This window comes from Streptomyces sp. NPDC040405, from assembly GCF_055595765.1.
The window spans coordinates 1548026-1571261 of sequence record NZ_JBVIVI010000001.1; the positions used below are offsets into that span (position 1 = coordinate 1548026).

Below are 23236 nucleotides of genomic sequence, written 5' to 3' on the forward strand. Positions count from 1 at the left end.
CGTTCCGCATCCGATGGACGCCCGCGCGCTGGCCGCGCTGGCGGCCAACCCCGGCTGCCGCCGCCGCTCACTGCTCGACGGCGCCGGGGTCGACAAGGGGGCGCTCGCACGGGCGCTCGGGGCGCCCGCGCCCTTCGGCCAGTCCCAGTTCGCGCACCAGCGCGGCAACACCTTCGAGGCCCGGGTCAAGGCCGACCGCGGCGCGCTGCTGATGCGGCTGCTGCACGAGCGGCTGGCCGACGGTTCGGCCGCGCCCGATCCGGACACCACCGCGACCCCCGACCTGACCGCGGCCGGTCCCCAGGGGCGTACGGCCCGTACGGCGCTGGCCCTTCGGGAGGCCACGGCGGCGGGGCGGTGGGCACTGTTCGACCATCCGATGGTGAGCCTGGACGTCGCGGGCTCCCCCGCCTTCCTGGAGCCGGACGCGGTCGTGGTGCACCCCGACGGCTCCTGGACGGTCATCGAGATCAAGTCCTTCCCCATGGTGGACGGCGCCGCCGACCCGGCCAAGGTCGGCGCGGCGGCCCGGCAGTCGGCCGTCTACGCCCTGGCCCTGGAGCGGGTCGCGGCCCACCTCGGGGAGCCTGTGGAGGGCCCGGAGGGCAAGCGGGACGGCGTCTCGGCCCGGGTGCGGCACGAGGTGCTGCTCGTCTGCCCCAAGGACTTCTCCAACCTGCCGACCGCCGAACTCGTCGATGTGCGCAAGCAGCACGCCGTGACCCGGCGGCAGCTGGGCCGGCTCACCCGGATCGAGGAGATCGCCGCGGCCCTCCCCGAGGGCACCACCTTCGACCTGCGCCTCACCGAGGACGGACAGACCGCGACGCGGCCCGTCGAGGAGCTGACCGCCGCGGTCGAGGCGGTGGACGCGGCGTACGCGCCCGAGTGCCTGTCCACCTGTGAACTCGCCCTCCACTGCCGGGCACGGGCCCGGACGGAGGGCGCCGTCGAGTCGCTGGGGCGCGGCGTCCGGGGCGAGCTGGGCGGGCTGACCACGGTGGAGGCCGTGCTGGCGGCCGCCCTCGAGGGCTCGGACGACCCGGTGCCGACCGGCGACCCGGCCGTGGACACCCTGCGGCGCGCGGCGGCCCTGCGCGCCGAGGCCCTCGCCCTCGCACCGGGATCCGCGGAGGCGGTATGTCGCTGATCACCACGCTGGCCCGGATGGAGGCCGTCCGGGAGGGCCGGGCGCGGCCCGTCGCCACGGTGCGGCACCGTCATCTCTCGCAGCGGCCGCTGGTGTTCGTGCCGCTGACCACCGCGGGCGAGACGGGTGCGCCGCTCGGCGCGCTGGTGGGCACCGACCGGGACGCGCCGCGGCTGCTGACCGTGGCGCAGCCGCGCAACCGTGATCTGCGGTTCGCGTTCCTCGCCGAGCTGGCGGAGGAGATGCTTCCGTACCTGGAGGGGTACGCGGACGACGTCGAGGCGGTGGAGCGCAAGGAGACCGACCCGGAGACCGGGAAGAAGGTTCCGGTCCAGGTCGAGCTGTGCGCGGACGCGCCGCAGCTGCTGGTGCCCAGCGGTGCGGGCGTGGCGTTCGTACGGCTGCTGGGGCGCTCGATGCGGTTCCGGCGCACCGCCGAGCAGGACCCGGAGACGCCGTTCCCGGCGCCCGCGCGGGTACCGCTGCTCGGCCGGTGGCTGACGCACTACGGGGAGCGGTCCCGGGTGCCCGGCTCCTCGCTGCTGCTGTCGCTGACCGAGCTGCTGAGCCGTCACTGGGCGACCGGGCAGAGCAACCTGGAAGACCAGCACCTGGGGTCGCTGCTGGCGTGGATCGACCCGCCGGAGGGCATTCCGGGCGCGGAGGCGGCGCTGCGCACCGAGACGGCGCGGGACGGGGCCGGGCAGCTGCTGCACCCGCCCGCGGGCCCCGCGACCGATCCGGCCTTCGACAACAAGCTGCTGGCCCCGGCGATGTCCCGGTACGACGCGGCGCGGTCCGAGGTGACCGGCGGCGTGGCGGGCGGGGAGGCGCGGCTGCGGGCGGCCGAGGCGGAGCTGCGCGAGCTGCTGGCGTCCCAGCTGCGGCCCACCTGGGACGCGCTGTGGCGGGGCGTGGACCGCTTGCGGGACCTGCCGGAGGGGGCGCGGGTGGCGGACCGCTGGAAGCGGGACCGCTGGTCGTACACGGCCCACCGGGACCGGGTCCGGGCCGGTGAGCCGCCCCAGCCGAAGCGGGACGACGCGGTGACGGCGGCGCAGAAGCTCGCGGCGCGGGAGACCGCGCAGGCCCAGCTGGACGCGCAGGAGGCGCTGGACGACCCGCTGGTCATGGCGGGGCGGCGGCTGTCCGGGGAGGCGTTCGCGGGCGAGGTCACCGAGGTGGAGATGGCCTGGTCGGAGGCGAAGGTGCCGCGGCCGAGGCCGCTGGTCACGGTGTGCACCGAGGACCGTCCGCATCTGGCCGAGCGGCTCAAGCTGTACCGGGTGATGGACGACGGCAGGACGCAGACCGCGGAGTTCGCCGGGGAGGCCGAGGAGCCCGCGGGGCTCGGAGAGGCTTCCGCCGCGTTCGTGGTGCGGCTGACCGGTGGGATGGGCCGGGGCAAGGAGCCGGAGCCGGGTTCGGTGCCCGAGCCGGGCGACCGGGTGTGCTGGACCCTGTTCGAGCACGCCCCGCGCGGCGGTCCGGACCTGCCCGACCCCGAGAGCACGCCGTGGACCCACGGCGGCCCGCCGGACGCCGCCGCTCCCGATCAGGCTCCCGACCCCGTGACCGAGGAGGACTATCTGTGATCGCCACGGACCGGGCGGCCCGTACGGGGAAGGGCGAGCCGTTCGACCCGTCGGCCGCGGCCGCGCGCGCGACCGACGCGATCCTGCACGACACGCTGCACGGCACCCACCGCGGTGTCGTCGTGGACTCCCCGCCCGGTGCGGGCAAGTCGACGCTGGTCGTCCGGGCGGCCCGGGAGCTGGCCGCCGCCGGGCGGCCGCTGATGGTGGTCGCGCAGACCAACGCGCAGGTGGACGATCTGGTGGACCGGCTCGCCACGGCCGACCCCGACCTTCCGGTCGGCCGGTTGCACAGCAGCGATCCGCATCCGTACGACCCGGTGCTCGACGGTCATCCGGCGGTGCGCTGCTCGGCGAAGGCCGCCGATCTGGCCGGGCTCGGCATCGTCGTCTCCACGGCCGCCAAGTGGGCGCACGTCAGACACGTCGAGCCGTGGAGCCACGCGATCGTGGACGAGGCGTACCAGATGCGCTCGGACGCGCTGCTGGCCGTCGCGGGGCTCTTCGAGCGGGCGCTGTTCGTCGGCGACCCCGGGCAGCTCGACCCGTTCAGCGTGGTGGGCGCCGATCAGTGGGCGGGGCTCTCGTACGACCCGTCGGCGAGCGCGGTGACCACGCTCCTGGCCCACAATCCGCAGCTTCCGCAGCACCGGCTGCCGGTGTCCTGGCGGCTGCCCGCGTCGGCCGCGCCGCTGGTCTCGGACGCGTTCTATCCGTACACACCCTTCCGCAGCGGTACGGACCACGGCGACCGGCGGCTGAGCTTCGGGGTGCCCTCGGACGGTTCGGGCCCGGACCGGGTGCTGGACGAGGCCGCCGTCGCGGGGTGGGGGCTGCTGGAGCTGCCCGCCCGCCGTACGCCGCGCACCGACCCGGAGGCGGTGGCGGCCGTGGCCCAGGTGGTCCGGCGGACGCTGGACCGGGGCGGCGCGGCGGTCAGCGAGCGCGCCGACGAGCCGGTGCCGCTGACCGCCGACCGGATCGCCGTCGGCACCGCGCACCGCGACCAGGCGGCGGCCGTGCGGGCGGCGCTGGCGGAGCTGGGGGTGTCGGGCGTCACCGTCGATACGGCGAACCGACTCCAGGGACGTGAGTTCGATGTGACGGTGGTGCTGCACCCGCTGTCCGGCCGCCCGGACGCGACGGCCTTTCATCTGGAGACGGGCCGCCTGTGCGTGCTGGCGTCGCGCCACCGGCACGCGTGCGTGGTGGTGTGCCGGGCCGGGGTGGCGGAGCTGCTGGACGAGCATCCGTCGACGGAGCCGGTGCAGCTGGGGGTGACGGTGAAGTTCCCGGACGGCTGGGAGGCGAACCACGCGGTTCTGTCGCATCTGGCCGAACACCGCGTCTCCTGGCGGCCCTAGAGATCTCCCGGCGGTGAGCCGGGGCCCGGGGCCGGGCGCTGGGTTCGGAGGAGGGGCCGGTGGGGAGACACCCCTGGTGGGGGCGGCGGTCTTGCCTCTCGCGCGACAATGAGAGCAGGACGCACCGCGAACCGAACGTGTCTCACGAGCCAGGAGGAGAGATCACATGCCCGAGCCGGAACCGGCTCAAGGCCCGCACAGCGCCGCGCCACGGCGAATGAAACCGGCCGCGCTGCTCTTCGAACCTGCCGCCGCCGTCAAGGACGAGGCGCACTTCTTCGACCTGGAGTCGATCGAGGATCCGCGCGAGCTGCTCACCCGCTCGACCGAGCTGGTGCTCGCGTTCCGCGCGGCGACCGACCGGGCCATGGAGTTCCAGGCGATGGCGGCCGCGCAGCTCGCCGACCCGAGGCGGTTCGACCGGCTGACCCCCGCCGTGATCGCCGAGCGGGCGGAGTGGACCGAGGACTACGCCAAAAAGATGATCGAGTTCGGTCGCGAACTGATACAAAGCGGCGAGCTGCCGGACTGATGGGCCTACTCCGTACGAGAAACCCGCACAAACGAGCGGCGTCCTGCCATGATCATGCGCCGGGGGCATATGCGAGCGGAAGGTACCCCATCGCTCCGCTCCATGTCCTGGTTTTGCCGCATCCCCCGACTCCTCCTCCGTCGACGGTAATTGTAGAAATATGAGCAGAACGCCTCGGGACTCAGTTCACACCGCCTCCTACGTCACCCCGGCCGGCGCGGACTGGCTCGCCTCCGCCAGCCGTTCCCCTCGCGGCGTCCACGCGCTCTGGGCGGAGCATCCGGCGACCTCGGTCCCGCTGCCGTGCGGCACCGCGTTCGACGTCGTCAGCATGGATCCGCTCTTCGGGCGCCGGGTGGTGAGCCGGTTATGGACCGATGGCCCCGGCACGGGTCCGGTGGCCGCCCAGGGCGGCCGGGTCATGCTGTTCGCCACCCCGGGCGCGGCCCAGCGGCTGCCCGCGCTGCTCGGCTGGGAAGAGTGGGGCGGCGCGGCGCCGCCGCTGCTCTGCTACGGCTGGGGGGACACGGTGACCGTGCCGCCCCTGTTCCCCCTGGACCCCGGCCCGGCGGAGCCCGAGCCCCCGGCGGAGATCGCCTCGTACGACGCCCCCTCGCCCCGCTGGCTCGTCGCCCCCGACGTCCGCAGCCCCTGGCTGCCCGGGCCCGAGGTGCTGCTGTGGGCCTGTGTGCGGGCGGCCCGCACGCTCCGCGCGGCCGACGGCGCAAACGCCGACGACACGGCTGTGACCAGCGCACCCGCCCTGTTTCCGGGCTGAAAGCGGGCCGGAGGCGGACCGGAAACGGGCTCAAAGATATCGATTTTCACTTCGCCTGACCCGGGTGCTAAGGTCTCCTACGTCAGCAGGCGCCGCTAGCTCAGTTGGTTAGAGCAGCTGACTCTTAATCAGCGGGTCCGGGGTTCGAGTCCCTGGCGGCGCACAGACATACGAAAGGCCCCTCACCAGGCGTGAGGGGCCTTTCGTGTGCCCTGGGGGCGTGCCGTGAGCCGGACGACCGCCGCCTCCGGGCCGGGCATCGACCGGGCCTCCTCCCGCAGCGCGCGGGCCGCGACCAGGTACGAGGGCTGTTCCAGCAGCGCGAAGAGGTCCCGGGCCAGCTGGGCACCGGCAGCCCGGGCGGTGCGCGGCGAACCGCCGAGCAGGTCGGCGGGGGCATACGCCCCGGCGCCCGTGAGGGCCACCCGCGCGCCGTTGAGCTGCTGCTCGGGGCGGGGCGCGACGATCAGCTGCGGCACCCCGGCCACGGCCGCGGCCAGCACGGCGGCCCCGCCGCCCTGGTGGAGCACCGCGCGGCAGCCCGGCAGCACCCGGTGCAGCGGTCCGGCGGGCGGCCGTCCCCCGGCGGCGCTGCCCAGCCGGACGACCTCCACCCCGCGCGCCTCGGCCGCCCGCAGCGCCGCCCGGACGGCTTCGGGCGGGCCCGCGGGGTCCTCCCACGCGGCACAGATCCGGGTGGGCCCGGGCCCAGGCCCGGGGCGGACCGGGTCGTACGACGGATCGCGCGCCGCGTCGCACGCCCCCTCATCCGCCCTGTCTGCCCCCTGAGCCTCGTACGCCCCGTGCGCCCGGCGCGGCGGCTCCGGCGACGCGTACGGCGGCTCATGCGCGGCCTCATACGGCGACTCGTACGGGACGAATCGCACCGGAAGCCGCCGCTCCGGCGAGGGCAGGGCCAGGCTCGGCGGGCAGGGATCGAGCCACAGCTCCGGTCCGCGCGCCGGGTCCGCCCCGTAACGCCGCATCAGGCGGGCATAGCCGGGCAGCGGCGGCCCGTCCAGCCGCTGCCGGTCGAGGCGCAGCAGCGCCGCGCTCCCCCACAACTGGCCGACCGCGGGCACGCCCAGCGCCGCCGCGGCCACCGTGCCCGCGTACGTACTCGCGTCGTGCACCACCAGCTCCGGCTGCCAGCAGCGGGCGTAGGCCACCAGCCCCTGGGCCATCGCCTCGGCGATGGCCACCCGCCGGTCGCCGAGGGCGCGCAGCGCCCCGTGCTGCTCCGGGCCGAGCACCCCGGGCCGCACCGGCCAGTCCGCGGGCCAGATGCCGCGCGAGCGGCGCGCCAGGGGCGGTGGGGCGCCGAGCGCGCGGGGCAGCACACCGGCGGGCACCGGCATCAGCCCGGCCCGGGCGACCGCCGCCGCGCAGCCGCCCGGGACCGCGACCCGCACCTGGTGCCCCGCCGCGAGGAACGCCCGGGCGAGCGGCACCAGCGCGACCAGATGCCCGCCCGGGGCCCAGGTCGTGAACAGGACACGCACGATCTCTCCCCCGGTCAGCCGCCTGTGAGCGTGAGGGTGTGGCCGGTGAGCTGGGTGTTGGCCGCCGAGCAGAGGAACAGCAGGGTCTGCGCGGCGGCCCCGGCCACGGAGGGCGCGCCCTCCGGGCATACCGCGTTGACCAGCACGCCGTCCGTCGCCACCTGCCCGCTGAGGCCGCGGGCCAGGCCGTGCAGCCCGGCCTCGGCCGCGCCATGGAACTCGTCGGGCACCCGGCGCGAGGACACCAGCGCGATCCGGCCCCAGCCGCGCTCCCGCATGCCGACGACGGCGCACTGCACCGTACGGATCACCGGGGCGAGGCTGTCCGCGACAACCGGCAGCCAGTCCCCCTCGGGGATGTCCTCGAAACGGGCGCGCGAATCGCCTCGCGCGCCCCGCCGCCACGCGTTCGCCACCAGGACGTCGAGCGCGCCCCAGCGCTCCTCGACGGCGGCCACGACCCAGCGCGGCGACGCGGAGTCCTCCAGTGCGTACGGCACGGCGAAGGCACGGTTGCCGTCCGGGCCCGCCAGCTCGGCGGCCAGCTCCTCGGCGGCCCCGCGGCGGTTACGGAAGGCGAGCGCCACCCGCGCGCCCTGCGCCGCGAAGGCACGGGCGGCGGCCCGGCCGACGACGCCGGTGGCGCCGGTGACCAGGACCGTACGCCCCTCCAGGCCGAGGTCCATCATGGTCGCGCCACCATCGCCCGGTCCGGCGCTCCCGCCTCGGCCAGCTGATCGCGCAGCGACCGGACCGTGCCGAACCGCGGCCGCCAGCCCAGCAGCAGCCGGGCCCGGGAGATGTCCACCCGCTGCCAGCCGGGGCCCGCGGGGTGACCACCGGCGCCCAGCTCCTCCACCAGCGGCACGCCGAGCCCGCTGAGCACGATCATCCGCTCCACAAGCCGACGCGCGCTCAGCGCCTGACCGCAGCCGATGTTGACGACCTGTCCGCTCACCCGGGGCGCCGTCGCCGCCGCGAGGGCCGCGGCGGCGACATCACGGATGTCCACGAAGTCCCAGTGCCCCTCCAGCGGTTCCAGCCGCAACGGGCCGGGGCCGTGGGAGGCCAGATGGCGGGCGACGGTGCCCAGGAGGTCGCCCCGGGGCGCCCCGGGGCCGAGGACCTGGGCGATCCGCAGCACCGTGCCGTCCACCGCACCGGCCCGGGTGGCGCGCAGCAGGGCTTGCGCGCCGAGCAGCTTGCTGCGGCCGTACGCGCTGACCGGCGCGGGCGGCAGGTCCTCGGTGATGCCGACGCCGCGGCACACCGGGCCGTACTCGTGGACGGTGCCCAGCTGCACCAGCCGGGGCCGGTACGGCAGCGCCGCGGCGGCCTCCACCAGGGTGTGCACCAGCCCGGCATTGGCCGCGGCCAACTTCTCCTCGGTGCCGCCATGGGTGAGCCCGGCCGCGTTCACCACGATGTCGGCGGCGGCCCCGGCGAGGACGGCGGCGAGCTGCCCGGACGGAGCGCGGGTCAGGTCCAGCCCGGCCCAGGAGACGGCCTCACCGGGCTCCGGCTCCCGGCGGGAGACGACCAGTACCCGGGCGCCCACGGCCTCGAAGGCGCGCTGGACCGCGCGGCCCAGGGCACCGGTGCCGCCCAGCACGACGACCGACAGCCCGGCTGCGTCCGACACCCTCGGCACCATCGGCGGCCTCCTCGCGGTCGTTCCCGGATGGCGTTTCTCGTGAGAACGCCATGGTCGCCGCCGTGACTCGAGCCCGCCTCGACCCGGGCCGGGGCCGACGCGCGCCGCCCGCTCATGGGCGCCCGCACACCCTGGCATCCATGACGCGGATCGACGGCCCGCCGAACGCGATGCGTTGGAGCATCCTGCGGTGCAGTGGGGTGTGGCGCAGCGCCCGGACGAGATGGGGGCGCACGCGCGTGGCGAACGCGCCGCCCGAGAGCAGGGCCCGGCTCTGCCGCGTCTGCATCCGTATGACGGCCGCGACATCGGGCCCCCGGCGCCCCTCGAAGGCGGCGAGGCGATCCGCGCCGAGGTCGCCCGCGGCCAGCGCACCGGCCAGCACCGGGTGCAGCACCACCGCGTCCTGGATGGCGAGGGTGATGCCCTGGGCGGCGATCGGGCCATGAGTGTGGGCGGCGTCGCCGATCAGCACCAGCCCGTCGTCCACCCAGCGCCGGGCGCGGGCCGAGAAGACGTCCAGCATCCCGAGGTCGCCCAGGGCGCGGACCTGTTCGCGGATGGCCGTGGCGTACGGCGGCACGGCCCGCGCGAGCCGCTCCCTCATCCGGTCCGGACCGAGCGCGGTGAGGGCACGGTGGCCGTGCTGGGGCAGCGTCCAGCCGAGGTGGACGCGGTCCGGCCAGGAACCGTAGACCACCACCGGGCCGTCCCCGGTGCGGAACACCCGCACCTCGCGCGGCGGCGGAGCGTCCGCGCCGCCCGCCCTGAGCGTGCACCACAGCAGCACCTGGTGGAGCGCCTCGGTGCGGCCCGCGCCGATTCCGGCCAGCCGCCGGACCCGGGAGTAGCGGCCGTCCGCCCCGACCACGGCCCGGGCCCGCACGGTGCAGCGCCCGGCCGGGCCGTCGGCGGTGACCCCGGCGATCCGCCCGTCCCGCCACACCAGACCGCCGACCCTCCGGCCGGGCAGATAGCGGAAGCCGGGCGAGCGGCGGCAGTGGGCGAGGAGTTCGTCCAGCAGATGCGCCCGGGGCAGGGACAGCAGATGGTCGTACGGGGCGGGGAGGAGCCGGTAGTCGGCCTCCAGCAGCACCCGGTCGCCCTCGAACAGCCGGAACCGGTCGTGCTCCTGGGCGCCGCGCGCCCGCGCCCCGGCGAGCACCCCCAGCTCGTCCAGCAGCGCCAGCGCGCCGGGCTGGAGGATCTCGCCGCGGGACTCCCGTTCGTGCGCGCGGGTGCGCTCCAGCACCGTCACCCGCGCCCCCGAGCGCAGCATCAGCAGCGCCAGGACGAGACCGGCCGGGCCGCCGCCGACGACACAGACCTCGGTGTCGATCTCCTGATGCGCCGTCACCACGGGCCTCACACCTCGTCGAGGAGGGCCACCGCGCGGGTCGAGCCCGCGCCCGCGCCCACGCCCGGGGTCTTCACGGGGAAGCAGGCGACCCGGAACCCGGTGGGCGGCAGGGTGTCCAGCCCCGTCAGCCGCTCGATCTGGCAGTACTCCCGGCGGCGGCCGGCGAAGTGCGCGGGCCACAGCGCCGACCGGTCGCCGGTGGCGTGGTAGCGGCGGATCATGTCGTGGAAGGGCGCGTCGAGGCTGAACGCGTCGGTGCCGATCACCCGGACCCCCAGGTCGAGGAGGTAGTCGGTGGCGGGGCCGTCGAGGCCGGTGAAGTCGGTGAAGTAGCGGGGCGTACCGGCCCAGCAGGCGGCGCCGGTGTGCAGCAGGACGACGTCCAGCGGGCGCGGGCGGCAGCCGGTCCGGGCGAGCGCCTTCTCGATGTCCTCGACCCCGGCGGTGCGGGTGTCCGGGTCGGCGCCGGTGATGTCCAGGACGTGCGCAGGGCGCAGGGACCACTCCACCGGCGTCCGGTCGATGACGCGCGACATCCCGTACGCACCGGGGGCGCCGCAGGGCACGGGGGCGTCCACCGGTGTGGACAGGTCGATGATGCGCAAGGCGCCCCCTCGGCTGGTGTCGGACGGGCGGTGTAGCGGGCGGTGGTGTATCGGGCGGGCGGTGTAGCGGACGGGCAGTGCATCGGGCGGGCGGTGCATAGGGCGGTCGGCGGGAAATGCACTACGGCTCCGCTTGCCCGCGCGGGGGGATCGGGCAGCGGAGCCGTAGCAGACCCGGCTGAAGGGCGGCGCCGGGCGTTTCGGGGGAGATCACCGGGCGGGCCCTGGGGAGGTGACGGGGCCGTACGGCGGGTCGAGCGGTCGAGCGGGGCGGGGCGTCGGACGGACCGTCCCCGGAAGGGCGGGTCAGGCGGCGAACAGGTCGAGCACCGGTCGGCGCCAGTGCCCTTCGAGGTCGACATCGAGCGCGGGGTCGGAGGCGAGCACCGCCTGCTGGAGCTTCTGGAGCCGCGGCGACGGCTCCAGCCCCAGGTCCTCGACGAGTCGGGCGCGCAGCCCCTGGTAGACCTCCAGCGCCTGCCAGGGACGGCCCGCCCGGTACAGCGCGGCCATGCACTGGGCGTGCAGCCCCTCGTGCAGCGGATGACGGGCGGTCAGCTCGGTCAGCTCGGTCAGCAGCTCGGCATGGCGGCCCAGCCGCAGATCGGCCTCGATGCGGCGCTCCAGGACGCCGAGGCGGCTCTCCTCCAGCCGGGCCAGCTCGATTTCCAGGACCGGACCGACCCGCACATCCACCAGCGCCGGACCGCGCCAGACCGCGAGCGCCTCGCGCAGCAGCAGGGATGCCTCGACATCGTCCCCGGCGTCGAGCGCGTCGCGCCCCGCGGCCACCAGCCGGTCGTACTCATGGATGTCGACCGCGCCCGGCTGCGCCTCCAGGACATAGCCGCCGTACCGGGTGGCCAGCACGTCCTTCGACGCCTGCGGCGCCTGGGGGCCGTAAGCGGCGGCCAGCCTGCGGCGGAGCTGAAGGATGTAGGTCTGCAAGGTGGTGGGCGCACTGCGCGGCATCTGCGTGCCCCAGATTTCCTCCATAAGAGTGGGCACCGGCAGCATCTGGTTGGCGTAGACGGAAAGCAGTGCAAGGATCTGCCGCGGCTTGCCCGCGCTGGGCACGATCGACTGACCGCACGCCTCGACGCTCAGCGGCCCCAACACCTTGATGTCCATGGTCCTGTACCTCCGTCAACGGTCCGTCAGGTGCCTCCTGGCCGCGCGGCCGTGCCATCGAGGCACAGAAAAGACTCGCGGGTGAGCGGTGCATCCGACCAGTGCCGGAATACCGAACTCGGTATGAGTCCTGGGAGTTCGACCCATGACAAATTCACACCCTGGCGATGACGGCGGTGCTGACCCGCGGCGGCGACCCCGCCGCGGCCCCCGGGCCACGACCGCCTCCCACCCCGAGGAGAGCCTGTGATGACGGAAGCCTCCATCCCCTCGCAACCCACACGGTCCCTGCCCGACGGCGGTGCTTGGGGCGTCCCGGACCCCGACATGGACGGCCTGGTCATCGACGACATGGTCCTCGACGATCTGGTCATCGAGGACCTGACCGGAGCCGCCTGGCAGGCCGTCGCACCGCGCATCTGCATCTGCACGTTCAGCGGGGAATGAGGGGGCGCGGACGCATGGTGGGCGAACTGGGCTTCACCCCGCATCTGCGGGTCGAGCCGGTGCCGGGCGAGGCCGTCTATCTGGTCTCCGAGCACGGCGTCACCGCGCTGCACGGCCGGGCGATCGCCGCGCTCGCGCCGCTGCTGGACGGATCGCGGGACCTCGCGCACATCCTCACCGAGGCCGCCCGCGCGCCGGGCGGCCCACCGGGCGCGGTGCCCGCCGGGCAGGCCGAGCGGGTCATCGCGCGGCTGCGGGCGGCGGGGCTGGTGTCCGAGCGGGAGCGTACGCACGCCCCAGGGCCCGAGGAGGCGTACTGGGAGCTGGCCGGTCTCGGCGGCGGGGACGGCCGCTCCATACGCCCGGCCGGACGCCCGGCCGCGGCCTCCGTGGCGTCGGTGATCCTCGGTTCGGCCGACCCCGCCGAAGTCGTCCGGGCGCTGCGGGCGGCGGGGCTGCGGGCGGCGGCCACGGCGGACGGGGAGCCGGACGACCGGGCGGCGGGCCCGGCCGCACAGGGCCGGGAGTGCCGATGGGCCGTACGTCAAGTGGGCCCTCGTCAACACGGCGCCGCCGAACTCACTCTTGTGGTGTGCGACGACTACCTCGATCCGAGGCTCGCCGCGGTCGACGCCGCCCATCGCGCCGCGGGCCGCCGCTGGCTGCCTGTCAAACCGGTGGGCACCCAGGCGTGGCTCGGCCCGTTCCTCGGCGCCCCCGACGACCCGTGCTGGGCGTGTCTGGCCGACCGGCTGTGGCGGGGACGGCAGGCCGAGGCGTACCTCCAGCGCAGGCTGGGCCGCCCGGGGCCGGTGCCGCGGCCGCCCGCCTCGCTCCCCGCGAGCCGCGCGGCCGCGCTCCAGCTGGCCGCGCTGGAGGCCGCCAAGTGGCTGGCCGGGCACCGGCATCCGGGCCAGCGGGCGCTGTGCACCCTGGACAGCCTCACCGCCACCGTGGACCGCCATCCGCTCTCCCGCCGCCCCCAGTGCGCCGGATGCGGGAATCCCGCGCTGGTCGCGGAGCGGATACGGGCGCCGCTGGCCCTGCCGTCGCCGCGGGCGCCGCATGACGACCACGTGGCGGCCACGGACACCTCGGACTCACCGCGCCACGTCATGGAGCGGTACGGCCACCTGGTCGACCCGGTCACCGGGCTGGTCACCGAGATCCGCCGCGATCCGCGCGGCCCGGCCTTCCTCAACTGCTACCACGCGCGGCACCCTTCGTACGCCGCGTACGCCGGGACGGCCACCCCGCCGAGCGGGCTGGACGCGGTGCGCGCCGGGCTGCGGGCCGCCGCCCATGGCAAGGGGCGGACCGCCGAGCAGGCCCGGGCGAGCGCCCTGTGCGAGGCCCTTGAGCACTACAGCGGCCACTTCCAGGGGGACGAGCCGCGTCAGCGCGCCGCCTACTGCGCGCTGGATCCGGCGGAGGCGGTGCATCCGGACACCGTCCAGCTCATGGACGTACGGCAGTTCGCTGACCGGGCCGCGCCCGCGCGCCACCGGCTCGCCGACCCGTTCGACGAGGACGCCGAACTCGACTGGACGCCGGTGTGGTCGCTCACCGCCGAGCGGCACCGGCTGCTGCCCACCGCGCTGCTGTACTACGGCGCCCCGCAGCCTCCGGGGCACCGCTCCTGCCGGGCGGACTCCAACGGCGCGGCGGCCGGGTCCACCCTGGCCGACGCCGTCGTACGGGGCTTCCTGGAGCTCGTGGAGCGGGACGCGGTCGCCCTGTGGTGGTACAACCGCACCCGTCAGCCCGCGCTCGCCCTGGACGCCTTCGACGACCCGTGGCTGGCCGAACTGCGCCGCGCCCACGGCGGCTTGCGGCGCGAGGTGTGGGCGCTGGACCTGACCACCGACTTCGGCATCCCGGTGGTCGCCGCGCTCTCCCGCCGGACCGACAAGCCCGCCGAGGACATCACGCTGGGCTTCGGCGCCCACTTCGACCGGCACACCGCGCTGGGCCACGCCTTCGCCGAGCTGAACCAGATGCTGCCCGCGGTGGTCGAGGCCCGCGCCGACGGCGGCGGTTACGGCGCGGCCGACCCGGAGGCGCTGCGCTGGTTCCGTACCGCGACCACCGTCAACCAGCCCTATCTGACGCCCGGCCGGGACGCGGCGCCGCCGCCCGGGATGGCCGCTCCCCCGGACGGGGACGCCCTGGCCGCCGTACGGGAAGCGGTCCGCGCGCGGGGGATGGAGCTGCTGGTGCTGGACCAGACCCGGCCGGATGTGGGACTGCCCGTGGCCAAGGTGCTGGTGCCCGGGCTCCGCCCGCACTGGCCCCGGTTCGCCCCCGGCCGGCTCTACGACGTCCCGGTGGCCCTGGGGCGGCTGCGGCGGCCGACCGCGTACCGCGACCTGAATCCCGTTCCCCTTTTCCTGTGATTCTTCCTGTGATCGCCGGTGACAACCCGTAACTCTGTGTACAGCATGAGCCTTCGCCGCACCCCTCCTCCCTCGCAAAAGATCGGATACTCTCGGGCAAGCCGCCCAATCCGGCCCGACCATCCGGAGGACGAGTGCAGGGGAGCCTCTTGCCCGACGATGCCGGGAAAAAGCCGCCGCGCGACCACGACGACCTGGCGCCGCGCCTGGCCGTGGTGATCACTGTGGTGGTGCTCCTGGGCTACTTCAGCGTCGCCGTGACCTATGTGGTCGAAGGGCTCCCCCCGGGGAGCGCGGTGGACGCGGTGGTGCGGATGCTGGAGATCCTGCCGGTGCTGGCCGCGCTGCTGGGCATCCAGCTGACCCACTCCTTCCCCTCGATGGCGCCCCGGCTGGCCGCCGCCCGGCACTGGACGCTGCTGCTCCAGGCGACGCTGACCTTCCTGCCGTTCGCCGTCTTCGAGCAGGCGTGGCTGGGCATGCCCGGCTTCCTGGCGGGCTCCGCGCTGCTGGTGCTGGCCCCGGTGGTGGCCTGGCCGGCGTTCGCCGCGATCCTGGTGATCACCGATGTGCTGCTGTTCCAGGTGGGGTTCGGCTGGGACAAGGTCGCGTACACCACGGTGTCCACCACCATCACCGGGCTGGTGGTGTTCGGCCTCTCCCGGCTCTCCGGGCTGGTCGCCGAGGTCTCCCGGTCGCGGGCGGAGCTGGCCCGGCTGGCGGTCGCGCAGGAGCGGCTGCGGTTCGCCCGGGACGTCCACGACCTGCTCGGCCTCAGCCTCTCCACCATCACCCTCAAATGCGAGCTGGTGCACCGGCTGGTGCCCCGGCAGAACGACCGGGCCCAGCAGGAGCTGGCCGAGATCCTGCAGACGTCCCGTCAGGCGCTGGCCGACGTACGGGCGGTGGCGAGCGGCTACCGCACGATGTCGCTGTCCACGGAGGCGGAGACGGCCCGGTCCATGCTGTCCGCGGCGGGGATCCGGGCCACGGCGGACATCGGCTGCGGACCGCTTCCCGAGCGGGTGGACACGGTGCTGGCCAGCGTCCTGCGCGAGGGGCTGACCAACGTGCTGCGGCACAGCAAGGCCGAGCACTGCGCGATCACGGCCCGGCGGGCGGGGCGCACAGTGCGGCTGACGCTGGTGAACGACGGGGTGGGCAAGCCGTCCACCCTGCTGCGCGCCGACAGCGTCACCGGCACCGCCGACGGCGGCAGCGGGATCGGCAACCTCCGGGTGCGGCTGTCGGGGCTCGGCGGGCGGCTCTCCGCGGACCTGCGGTCCGACGGCCGGTTCGAGCTGCGGGCCGAGCTGGAGGTGTCCACGGAGGCGCCGCGCGGCGGCCGGGGGCGCGGTACGGAGGAGGAGTTCGGCCCGGCGGTCACGGCGTGACCCCGGGCCGCTCGTAGCGCCTCGGCGCCGCTGCGCCCCCGCGCCCTTACAGCCAGCCCGCCTCGCGGGCGATCCGGATGGCGTCGACCCGGTTGCGCGCGTCGAGCTTGGTGACGGCGGAGGTCAGATAGTTGCGCACCGTCCCCACCGACAGAAAGAGCCGGGCCGCGATACGGGCGGCCTCCTCGCCCTCCGAGGCCATTCGCAGCACCTCCAGCTCGCGCGGGGTCAGCGGCTGCGGACCGTCGTCCAGGGCGGCCAGGGCGAGTTGCGGATCGATGACCCGCTCGCCCCGCGCGACCGCGCGAATGGCATCGCACAGGGTGGCCGGGCTGCTGTCCTTCAGCAGAAAACCGGCGACGTGGGCCGCGAGGGCACGCCGCAGATTTCCGGGGCGGCCGAGGCTGGTGAGCATCATGGTCCGGCATTCGGGAACGGCGGTGTGCAGCTCGGCGGCGGCGGTCAGCCCGTCCACTTCCGGCAGATCGATGTCGAGAATCGCGACATCCGGGCGGAGCTGACGGGCCTGCGGCAGAATATCGGCGCCACTGGCGAATTCGGCCACGACCTCGATATCGGGTTCGAATTCCAGCAGGGCGACCAGTGCCTTGCGCAGCATATGCATGTCTTCGGCGATGAGCACCCTGATCATTTCGCCCGCCCTTTCCCCCACCGGCCCCCGCACGACGATTATTCCCAAGCGTTTCCGGGCCTCGCAGCTTTTTCCGCCCTCTTCCCCCTTGTCGAACACACGTATTACTCCGCATACTCCGCGCCCGGACTCCGCGCCCGCCGTTCAGGCCGCGCCGCCCCGGCACGGTTCGGTGGGGCCTGGCGCGTACTCCGCGTGCAGGGCGCGCAGTTCACCGCGCAGATACCACTCGCGCAGCTGGGCACGGCGTACCTTCGCCGCTCCGTCCCGGCGCACCGTACCGGCGCGGACGAGCAGCACCGCGCCGGTGGTGACGCCGAACTCCTCCGCTACCCGGGCCCGGATCCGGGCGGCGAGCCGGGGCAGTCCGGTGCGGGCGGCGCTCGCCGTACGGACCTCCTGCACGACGACCAGCGGCCCGGCACCGGGCCCCGCGCAGAACACCCGGGCCGACCCCAGGGCCCGTCCGCAGCCGAGCAGTTCGCGCTCGACGTCCTGGGGGTGCACGGTGACCCCGTCCACCAGGAGGCCGTCGTGGACCCGGCCGGTTATGCGGATGCCGCCCGCCGCCGCGTGTCCGAGGTCGCCGGTGCGCAGGTATCCGCCCGGCCCGTCGGCGGCCCGGGCGGCGAAGAGCGGCACGGTGTCCGGTGGCCGCCCCCAGTGGCCGGTGGCGACGGCGGTGCCGCGCGCCCAGATCTCCCCGGCCGCCCCCTCGGGCAGCCGACGGCAGGTCAGCGGGTCGACGACGCCGAACTCCGCGCCGGGCACCGGGGCGCGGCCCTCGGCGATCAGCAGGGGCGCGCCTTCGGCGGGGGCGTATCCGGCGACCAGGGTTCCGGGGCGCAGCCCCGCGGCGGCGTAGCGGCGGGCGAAGGCGGCCATGGTGGCGGGCGAGACCGGTTCCCCGGCGTTGAGCGCGGTCCGCCAGCGGGAGAGGTCGAGCCCGGTGGGGTGTTCGTCGGCGGTGAGTGCGGCGCAGCGCGCGTAGTGGGTGTCGGGGGCGACGGCTTCGGTGATGCCGTGGCGGCTGATGGCCCGTAACCAGGCGGCCGGGTCGGTACGGAACGGGCGCGCGGGCAGCGGTACGGCGGTGGCGCCCAGCCAGAGCGGGTGGAGCACCTGCCCGATCAGGCCGGGGGTGTGGCGGCGGGGCAGCCAGCCGCCGATCCGCGAGCGGGGGCCGGTGCCCAGGGTGGCCCGCAGGGCGTGCATGGCGGCGAGAAGGTTGCCGTGGGTGAGCCGGGCGCCGCGCGGGGCGTTGGCGGGCCCGGAGTCGTACGCGAGCAGGGCGAGGCTGTCGGGACCGGTGCGCGCGGGCGGGGCGTGCCCGGTGGCGTGGTCCGGCCGCAGCCGGTCGACGGGCAGGCAGGTGAGGTCGGCGCGGCCGATGAGCGAGAGGCGGCGGGAGGTCTCGGTGGCGTGCGCCGTCTCGGTGAGGACAAGGTCCACGGCGGCGTCCCGGGCGATGGCCACGGTGCGCTCGGCGGCGGTGCGGGAGGCGGTGGGCGCGGGGACGGGGACGGCGACGGCGCCCGCGTACAGACAGCCGAGCAGGGCGGCCGCGGTGTGCGGGCCGGGGTCCATGACGACGAGCACCCGGCGCCCGGCGGCGTCGCGTCCGCGCAGCCAGGCGGCGACGGCCCCGGCGCGGGCGTCGAGTTCGGCGTAGGAGACCCGCCGCTCGCCGCCGCTTCCGTCCGGGTGGGCCAGCGCCACGTCGGCGCCTCTGTCCCGGGCCCGGTCTCTCAGTGACTCGGCCAGATTCGCGTGTCGTGGCATGGTCAGCTCCTGGGCGCCGGAGATCAAAACGAGGCCACAGTCTCGGAGCGTTGCCTCGAACGTTGCTTGATCACCGTTCGGACGCCGGTGAGACGCCGGTGAGACGCCCGCGCGGCGCCGGTGTGAGAACCGGTCTAGGAGCGTTCGCCGCGGGTGACCTGGACGGCCCAGGAGCCTCCGGTGGCGCGGCCGGTGACGGTCACCCGGACCGCCTCGTCCTTGGCCAGGAGGGAGTCGCCGACGCCGAGCGGGGCGTCGGCCAGCGCCGGGTAGACGGACTCGTTCCAGCAGGCGGAGGTGGCGGGGTGGCCGTCCAGCACCCGGACCGGGCCCTCGCCGGAGGCGGCGTCGTTGCGCACCCGGTAGACCAGGACGCCTTCGGTGCAGGTGCCCGCGTCGTTGCCGTACGCGCCGCGCGCCTCGATGGCCAGGGCGGTGGTGGGGCCGGTGCGGACCACCACCAGCCGGGTGCGGGTGTCGGCGCCGGGGCGGCCCTCCATGGGGGCGCTGAGGGGCTGGAGGGTGTACATCTTCGGGCCGAGGGCCCGGACGCAGGCCACCTGTCGGCGGGTGAGCCAGCCGAGCTTCCACTTGTGCCAGCCGAAGGGGTCCGGGGAGAGCCCGAACTGGCTGCCCATCAGGTCCCAGTCGCCGACGTAGGTGTCCCAGTCGCCGCTGTTGTCGGTCGTGCTGGGCCGGTGGTACAGGTCGGGCAGGTCGAAGACGTGCCCGGTCTCATGGGCGAGGACGTTGCGATCGGGCGGATGGTGCTCGAAGACGGTCACCAGGCGGCGCAGGTCCTTACCGTCGGCGCGCAGCGGGCGCTCGAAGTTGACCACTTTCGTCGCGTCGGCGTCGACGCCCGGGGCATCGGGGTCGGCGACGAGGTAGACGATGTCGTATCGGCCGAAGTTCAGGTGCGGATCGGTGGCGCGGATGGCGTCGCGCAGATACGCGGCGCGGCGCGCGGAGTTCCAGTCCCGCTGTATGGCGTACGCGGTGGACGCCTTCGGCATGGTGATCCAGCGCCGCAGCGGGTGGACGCGCAGCGAGAAGCGTCCATAGGAGGCGCGCTGGAAGAAGTCGCCGGTCGTGGGGGTGTGGTCGGCGGCCAGCCGGGCGGGGGTGACCCTGGGGGCGGCGTCCGGGAAGGACAGGAAGACCATGGCCGCGCGGAGCGAGCGGGCCGGGCGGGGGTAGTTGCGGTTCCAGGTGTCCAGCCCCTCGGAGTGGTGGGCGCCGGTGCGCTCCAGGGTGCAGGGCCCGCCCGCGCCGGCGGCCGTGGCGGGGCCCGCCACCACGGTGGTGGCGACCACGGCGCTCAGCGAGGTCAGGACGGCCTGGGCCCGGCGCAACCGGGTCGGCCGCCACGCCCCCGCGGACGCTTGAGGACGCGCCATGCCGACCTCCCGGGCGTAGAGGGAACACCCACTCCACCCTGGGTCGGATTGGCGCGGTACGCCCTGTTCGGCTGGACCGGTCGAGTGAACCGGCCGGGATGCGGGTACGTAACAGACGGTCACATCCGGTCAAGCGGGCGGTGCGCCCGCGCAGAGTCGAACAGATACGACCAAACACCTTGTCAAGGCGGCGGTGATCGCGATGGCGTCTATGGAACGCGCGGAGTACGAGCCTCTATGATCGGCACATTTCCAGCGGGGATTACCTATTCAGGCGGGCACTTATCGCCTGCCCGGCACCCGGTGTGAGAGATGCACGAGACGTGTACAACACAGATGACATACCTGGACAAGACAAACCCCACGCGGGAGCGAGCGGTGAGCGGAACCCCCGACGGGCAGGGCCGCGCGCCCGGCGCGACGCTGCCGACGATCACTGAGCGTGATACACCCCCCAGCGCTCCGCCCATCGGGGCGGGCGCCGGCGCACGCCCGGCTCCGGCGCCCCCTGCGGGCGCGCAACCGGGCACACATCCGTGCGCGCCGGGCACACCGCCCTGCGCGCACGGCACCCCGCCGGGCGCTCCGCCCGGCGCTCCCCCGGGCGCCGCGCCCAGCGACTACCGCGCCGCCTTCAACGCGGCGCGGCTCGCCATGGCCGTCATCGACCGCGAGGGCACGGTCCTCGACGCCAACCCCGCGCTGGGCACCCTGCTGGGCGCCGACCCCGCCCAGCTGGCCACCCGCGGCGCCGCCGAGCTGGCGGAGCTGCGGGAGGACGCGCGCACCTGGAGCGACTACCGCGATGTGCTGCTCGGCCGCCGCGAGCGGATGACGTGCACCCGTCGGCTGCATCACTCCGACGGCCACGCCCTGTGGGCCGAGATCACCGTCGAACCGGCCCCGGACAGCTGCAGCCTGCTGCTGTCGATGGCCGACATCAGCGACCGCCGGGACCTCCAGGGCAGGCTGCGCCATCTGCAGATGCACGACCCGGTGACCCGGCTGCCCAACCGGAACCTCTTCTTCGAGCGGCTGGCCGCCGCGCTGGAGGCGGGGGCGTACGACCGCGCGGGCACCGGCCGGATCGGGCTGTGCTATCTCGACCTGGACGGCTTCAAGGCGATCAACGACACCCTCGGCCACCGGGTCGGCGACCGGCTGCTGCGCGCGGTCGCCCAGCGGCTGACCGAATGCGCGGCGCCCGGCGACCATCTGGTGGCGCGGCTCGGCGGTGACGAGTTCGCCCTGCTGGTACGGGAGTCCAGCGGCACCGAGCAGGTGTGCGAGCTGGCCCGCTCCGTGCTGGCCGCGCTCCAGCGGCCGTTCGACGTGGGCGGGCAGCGGCTGTCGGTGTCGGCGAGCATCGGCGTCGTGGAGCGGCCCGCGGCGGGCACCCACACCACCTGGCTCATGCAGGCCGCGGACACCACGCTCTACTGGGCCAAGGAGGACGGCAAGGCGCGCTGGACCCTCTTCGACCCCGAACGCAACGCCCACCGCATGACCCGTCAGGCGCTGTCCAGCACGCTGCGTCCGGCGGTCGAGCGGGAGGAGTTCGTGCTGGACTACCAGCCGCTGGTCGGCCTGGTCGACGGGGTCGTACGGGGGGTGGAGGCCCTGGTGCGCTGGGACCATCCGCAGTTCGGACGGCTTTCGCCGAATCGGTTCGTCTCGCTGGCCGAGGAGAACGGCGCGATCGTGCCGCTGGGGCGCTGGGTGCTGCGTACCGCCTGCCGTCAGGCCCGCGCCTGGCAGCAGGCCCATCCGCGGCATCCGCTGGTGGTCAGCGTCAATGTGGCCGTGCGTCAGGTGTGGGACTCCGACCTGGTCGCCGACGTGGGCACGATCCTCGCCGAGACGGGGCTGCCGCCGCGGCTGCTCCAGCTGGAGCTGACCGAGTCGGCGGTCATGGGCTCGGCGGGCCGTCCGCTCCAGGCGCTCCAGGCGCTGAGCGACATGGGGGTGGCCATCGCGATCGACGACTTCGGCACCGGCTACTCCAACCTCGCCTATCTGAGCCGCCTGCCGGTCTCCACGCTCAAGCTGGACGGCTCCTTCGTCCAGGGCTTCCGGGCCGAGGAACACCCCAATCCGGCGGACGAGACGATCGTCCGGGCGCTGGTGGAGCTGGCGCACCGGCTGGGGCTCACGGTGGTGGCGGAGTGTGTGGAGAGCGCGGAGCAGGCGGAGCGGCTGGGGCGGATCGGCTGCGACACGGGCCAGGGCTGGTTCTACTCCCGCCCGGTCCCGCCGGACCGCATCCCGCCCATGCTCCCCGCCTGCCCGGCGGTCAGCTAGGGGGTGTCATGGGGCCTGCCGTACGGCCCCGTCATCAGGGCTGCGCGGGCGCGTCCGGCAGGCCGTACGCGTCCGCGATCAGGCCGTACGAACGGAGCTTGGGCTCCGGTCCGTGCGCCGTCGTCGTGATCTTGAGTTCGTCCGCCCCGGTGCGCTTGACCAGGTCGTCCAGCCCCTGGCGCACCTCGTCCGGCGTCCCGTACACCACATTGGCCAGCCAGTTGTTCACGAAGTCGCGCTCGATCTCGTTGAACGCGTGCGCCTCGGCCTCCTCCGGTGACGGCACCAGGCCCGGGCGCCCGGTGCGCAGACGGATCATGGAGAGGGCGCCGGTGAGCACCTGCCGGTGGGCCTGCTTCTCGTCCTCGGCCGCGAACGCCGAGACGCCGATCGACGCGTACGGCCGGTCCAGCACCGCGGACGGCCGGAACGACTCCCGGTAGAGGTCGAGCGCGGGGATCGTGTGGGCCGAGGAGAAGTGGTGCGCGAAGGAGAACGGCAGCCCCAGCTGCCCCGCGAGCCGGGCGCTGAACCCACTGGACCCCAGCAGCCACACCGAGGGCCGGTTCGCGGACTGCACCCCGCCGGGGACCGTCCCCTGGACGGGCCCGGGCACCGCGTGGATACGGGCGTACCGGTGGCCGTCCGGGAAGTCGTCGTCCAGGAACCGGATCAGCTCGGCGAGCTGCTGCGGGAACTCGTCGGCGCCCTCGCTCAGCCGCTCGGTGCGGCGCAGCGCCGCCGCGGTCGCCCCGTCCGTGCCGGGGGCGCGGCCGAGGCCGAGGTCCACCCGGCCGGGGGCGAGCGCCTCCACGGTGCCGAACTGCTCGGCGATGACGAGCGGGGCGTGGTTGGGCAGCATCACCCCGCCCGAGCCGAGCCGGATGCGCTCGGTGTGCGCGGCCAGATGGGCGAGGATGACGGCCGGGGAGGAGCTGGCGACGCCCGGCATGGAGTGGTGCTCGGCCACCCAGAAGCGGTGGAAGCCGCGGCGCTCGGCGAGCCCGGCCAGCTCGGTGGTGGTGCGCAGGGCCTGGGCGGCGGTCAGCCCGCTGCCGACGGTCGCCAGGTCGAGCACCGACAGCGGTACGGGCGCGCTCCCCCGGGCCCTGGCCCGGATGGTCTCGCGCTCTTCGTCCCGCTCTTCGCCTCGCCGGTCCCGCTCATCGGCCACGGTGGCCCGCCTCCCTGAT

At 75.0% G+C, this 23236-nt stretch carries 19 protein-coding genes and 1 tRNA gene; 10 read left to right on the forward strand and 10 right to left on the reverse strand.

Translation table 11 applies throughout. The annotated features are described in order from the left end of the window. Nucleotides 1-13 precede the first annotated feature (13 nt). The 6 genes from ACZ59A_RS06185 to ACZ59A_RS06210 all read left to right on the forward strand — a co-directional run bounded on the left by ACZ59A_RS06185 (nt 14) and on the right by ACZ59A_RS06210 (nt 5582). Nucleotides 14-1150, forward strand: a complete 1137-nt coding sequence (locus tag ACZ59A_RS06185; protein ID WP_470954666.1) for a hypothetical protein — start codon at nt 14-16, stop codon at nt 1148-1150. Beyond that, the gene (locus ACZ59A_RS06190; protein WP_470954113.1) at nt 1141-2745 is read left to right on the forward strand and encodes a hypothetical protein; all 1605 of its coding nucleotides are present in this window, start codon (nt 1141-1143) and stop codon (nt 2743-2745) included. The genes ACZ59A_RS06185 and ACZ59A_RS06190 overlap by 10 nt, the downstream gene beginning before the upstream one ends. Continuing rightward, nucleotides 2742-4109: an AAA domain-containing protein gene (locus tag ACZ59A_RS06195; RefSeq protein ID WP_470954115.1), complete on the forward strand. Its 1368-nt coding sequence runs from the start codon at nt 2742-2744 to the stop codon at nt 4107-4109. Before ACZ59A_RS06190 ends, ACZ59A_RS06195 begins: the two co-directional genes overlap by 4 nt. A gap of 166 nt (nt 4110-4275) precedes the next feature. Further along, nucleotides 4276-4641 (forward strand): hypothetical protein, encoded by a 366-nt coding sequence (locus tag ACZ59A_RS06200; RefSeq protein WP_470954117.1) that lies wholly within the window; start codon nt 4276-4278, stop codon nt 4639-4641. 160 nt (nt 4642-4801) lie between these two features. Continuing rightward, nucleotides 4802-5419 (forward strand): bifunctional DNA primase/polymerase, encoded by a 618-nt coding sequence (locus ACZ59A_RS06205; RefSeq protein WP_470954119.1) that lies wholly within the window; start codon nt 4802-4804, stop codon nt 5417-5419. A gap of 89 nt (nt 5420-5508) precedes the next feature. Then, nucleotides 5509-5582: transfer RNA gene (locus ACZ59A_RS06210), tRNA-Lys, on the forward strand. A 19-nt stretch (nt 5583-5601) separates the two neighbouring features. On the opposite strand, the gene ACZ59A_RS06215 is transcribed toward ACZ59A_RS06210, so the two are convergent. The 6 genes from ACZ59A_RS06215 to ACZ59A_RS06240 all read right to left on the reverse strand — a co-directional run bounded on the left by ACZ59A_RS06215 (nt 5602) and on the right by ACZ59A_RS06240 (nt 11671). Then, nucleotides 5602-6921: a nucleotide disphospho-sugar-binding domain-containing protein gene (locus ACZ59A_RS06215; protein ID WP_470954121.1), complete on the reverse strand. Its 1320-nt coding sequence runs from the start codon at nt 6919-6921 to the stop codon at nt 5602-5604. Nucleotides 6922-6935: 14 nt separating this feature from the next. Then, a complete protein-coding gene (locus ACZ59A_RS06220) occupies nt 6936-7610 on the reverse strand; it encodes an SDR family NAD(P)-dependent oxidoreductase (protein ID WP_470954138.1) in 675 nt (224 codons plus the stop codon). Beyond that, entirely contained in the window at nt 7607-8563 is a 957-nt protein-coding gene (locus tag ACZ59A_RS06225) for an NAD-dependent epimerase/dehydratase family protein (protein WP_470954156.1), read from the reverse strand. Before ACZ59A_RS06225 ends, ACZ59A_RS06220 begins: the two co-directional genes overlap by 4 nt. A 124-nt stretch (nt 8564-8687) precedes the next feature. Next, nucleotides 8688-9935: an FAD-dependent monooxygenase gene (locus ACZ59A_RS06230; RefSeq protein WP_470954159.1), complete on the reverse strand. Its 1248-nt coding sequence runs from the start codon at nt 9933-9935 to the stop codon at nt 8688-8690. Between the two features lie 5 nt (nt 9936-9940). Continuing rightward, on the reverse strand, nt 9941-10540 hold the full coding sequence (locus ACZ59A_RS06235; protein WP_470954162.1) for a cyclase family protein: 600 nt from the start codon (nt 10538-10540) through the stop codon (nt 9941-9943). A 306-nt stretch (nt 10541-10846) separates the two neighbouring features. Then, on the reverse strand, nt 10847-11671 hold the full coding sequence (locus ACZ59A_RS06240) for an AfsR/SARP family transcriptional regulator (RefSeq protein WP_468052300.1): 825 nt from the start codon (nt 11669-11671) through the stop codon (nt 10847-10849). Nucleotides 11672-11920: 249 nt separating this feature from the next. Between ACZ59A_RS06240 and ACZ59A_RS06245 the strand changes: the two genes are divergently transcribed. The 3 genes from ACZ59A_RS06245 (at nt 11921) to ACZ59A_RS06255 (ending at nt 15908) form a co-directional block, all read left to right on the forward strand. Continuing rightward, nucleotides 11921-12118: a hypothetical protein gene (locus tag ACZ59A_RS06245; RefSeq protein ID WP_470954165.1), complete on the forward strand. Its 198-nt coding sequence runs from the start codon at nt 11921-11923 to the stop codon at nt 12116-12118. A 14-nt stretch (nt 12119-12132) separates the two neighbouring features. Next, on the forward strand, nt 12133-14514 hold the full coding sequence (locus ACZ59A_RS06250; protein ID WP_470954167.1) for a TOMM precursor leader peptide-binding protein: 2382 nt from the start codon (nt 12133-12135) through the stop codon (nt 14512-14514). Between the two features lie 149 nt (nt 14515-14663). Next, on the forward strand, nt 14664-15908 hold the full coding sequence (locus ACZ59A_RS06255) for a sensor histidine kinase (protein WP_470954170.1): 1245 nt from the start codon (nt 14664-14666) through the stop codon (nt 15906-15908). Between the two features lie 46 nt (nt 15909-15954). On the opposite strand, the gene ACZ59A_RS06260 is transcribed toward ACZ59A_RS06255, so the two are convergent. The 3 genes from ACZ59A_RS06260 to ACZ59A_RS06270 form a co-directional block, all read right to left on the reverse strand. Further along, nucleotides 15955-16560: a response regulator transcription factor gene (locus ACZ59A_RS06260; protein ID WP_470954669.1), complete on the reverse strand. Its 606-nt coding sequence runs from the start codon at nt 16558-16560 to the stop codon at nt 15955-15957. Nucleotides 16561-16704: 144 nt separating this feature from the next. Further along, complete coding sequence (locus ACZ59A_RS06265) at nt 16705-18342, reverse strand: AMP-binding protein (protein ID WP_470954172.1); 1638 nt, start codon at nt 18340-18342, stop codon at nt 16705-16707. A 134-nt stretch (nt 18343-18476) separates the two neighbouring features. Next, a complete protein-coding gene (locus tag ACZ59A_RS06270) occupies nt 18477-19742 on the reverse strand; it encodes a M6 family metalloprotease domain-containing protein (RefSeq protein ID WP_470954174.1) in 1266 nt (421 codons plus the stop codon). Between the two features lie 312 nt (nt 19743-20054). Here ACZ59A_RS06270 and ACZ59A_RS06275 point away from each other — a divergent pair, with 312 nt between their 5' ends. Beyond that, a complete protein-coding gene (locus ACZ59A_RS06275; protein ID WP_470954176.1) occupies nt 20055-22043 on the forward strand; it encodes a putative bifunctional diguanylate cyclase/phosphodiesterase in 1989 nt (662 codons plus the stop codon). Nucleotides 22044-22077: 34 nt separating this feature from the next. Here ACZ59A_RS06275 and ACZ59A_RS06280 read toward each other — a convergent pair whose 3' ends face one another. Beyond that, entirely contained in the window at nt 22078-23217 is a 1140-nt protein-coding gene (locus ACZ59A_RS06280; protein WP_470954179.1) for an LLM class flavin-dependent oxidoreductase, read from the reverse strand. Between the last annotated feature and the right edge of the window lie 19 nt (nt 23218-23236).

Excerpts from the sequence above, each read along its gene's own strand:
- ACZ59A_RS06185 (WP_470954666.1), top strand. The coding sequence starts at position 14 with ATGGACGCCCGCGCGCTGGCCGCGCTGGCGGCCAACCCCGGCTGCCGC.
- ACZ59A_RS06190 (WP_470954113.1), top strand. The coding sequence starts at position 1,141 with ATGTCGCTGATCACCACGCTGGCCCGGATGGAGGCCGTCCGGGAGGGC.
- ACZ59A_RS06200 (WP_470954117.1), top strand. The coding sequence starts at position 4,276 with ATGCCCGAGCCGGAACCGGCTCAAGGCCCGCACAGCGCCGCGCCACGG.
- ACZ59A_RS06205 (WP_470954119.1), top strand. The coding sequence starts at position 4,802 with ATGAGCAGAACGCCTCGGGACTCAGTTCACACCGCCTCCTACGTCACC.
- ACZ59A_RS06220 (WP_470954138.1), bottom strand. The coding sequence starts at position 7,610 with ATGATGGACCTCGGCCTGGAGGGGCGTACGGTCCTGGTCACCGGCGCC.
- ACZ59A_RS06240 (WP_468052300.1), bottom strand. The coding sequence starts at position 11,671 with ATGGACATCAAGGTGTTGGGGCCGCTGAGCGTCGAGGCGTGCGGTCAG.
- ACZ59A_RS06245 (WP_470954165.1), top strand. The coding sequence starts at position 11,921 with ATGACGGAAGCCTCCATCCCCTCGCAACCCACACGGTCCCTGCCCGAC.
- ACZ59A_RS06250 (WP_470954167.1), top strand. The coding sequence starts at position 12,133 with ATGGTGGGCGAACTGGGCTTCACCCCGCATCTGCGGGTCGAGCCGGTG.
- ACZ59A_RS06260 (WP_470954669.1), bottom strand. The coding sequence starts at position 16,560 with ATGATCAGGGTGCTCATCGCCGAAGACATGCATATGCTGCGCAAGGCA.
- ACZ59A_RS06265 (WP_470954172.1), bottom strand. The coding sequence starts at position 18,342 with ATGCCACGACACGCGAATCTGGCCGAGTCACTGAGAGACCGGGCCCGG.
- ACZ59A_RS06270 (WP_470954174.1), bottom strand. The coding sequence starts at position 19,742 with ATGGCGCGTCCTCAAGCGTCCGCGGGGGCGTGGCGGCCGACCCGGTTG.
- ACZ59A_RS06275 (WP_470954176.1), top strand. The coding sequence starts at position 20,055 with ATGCACGAGACGTGTACAACACAGATGACATACCTGGACAAGACAAAC.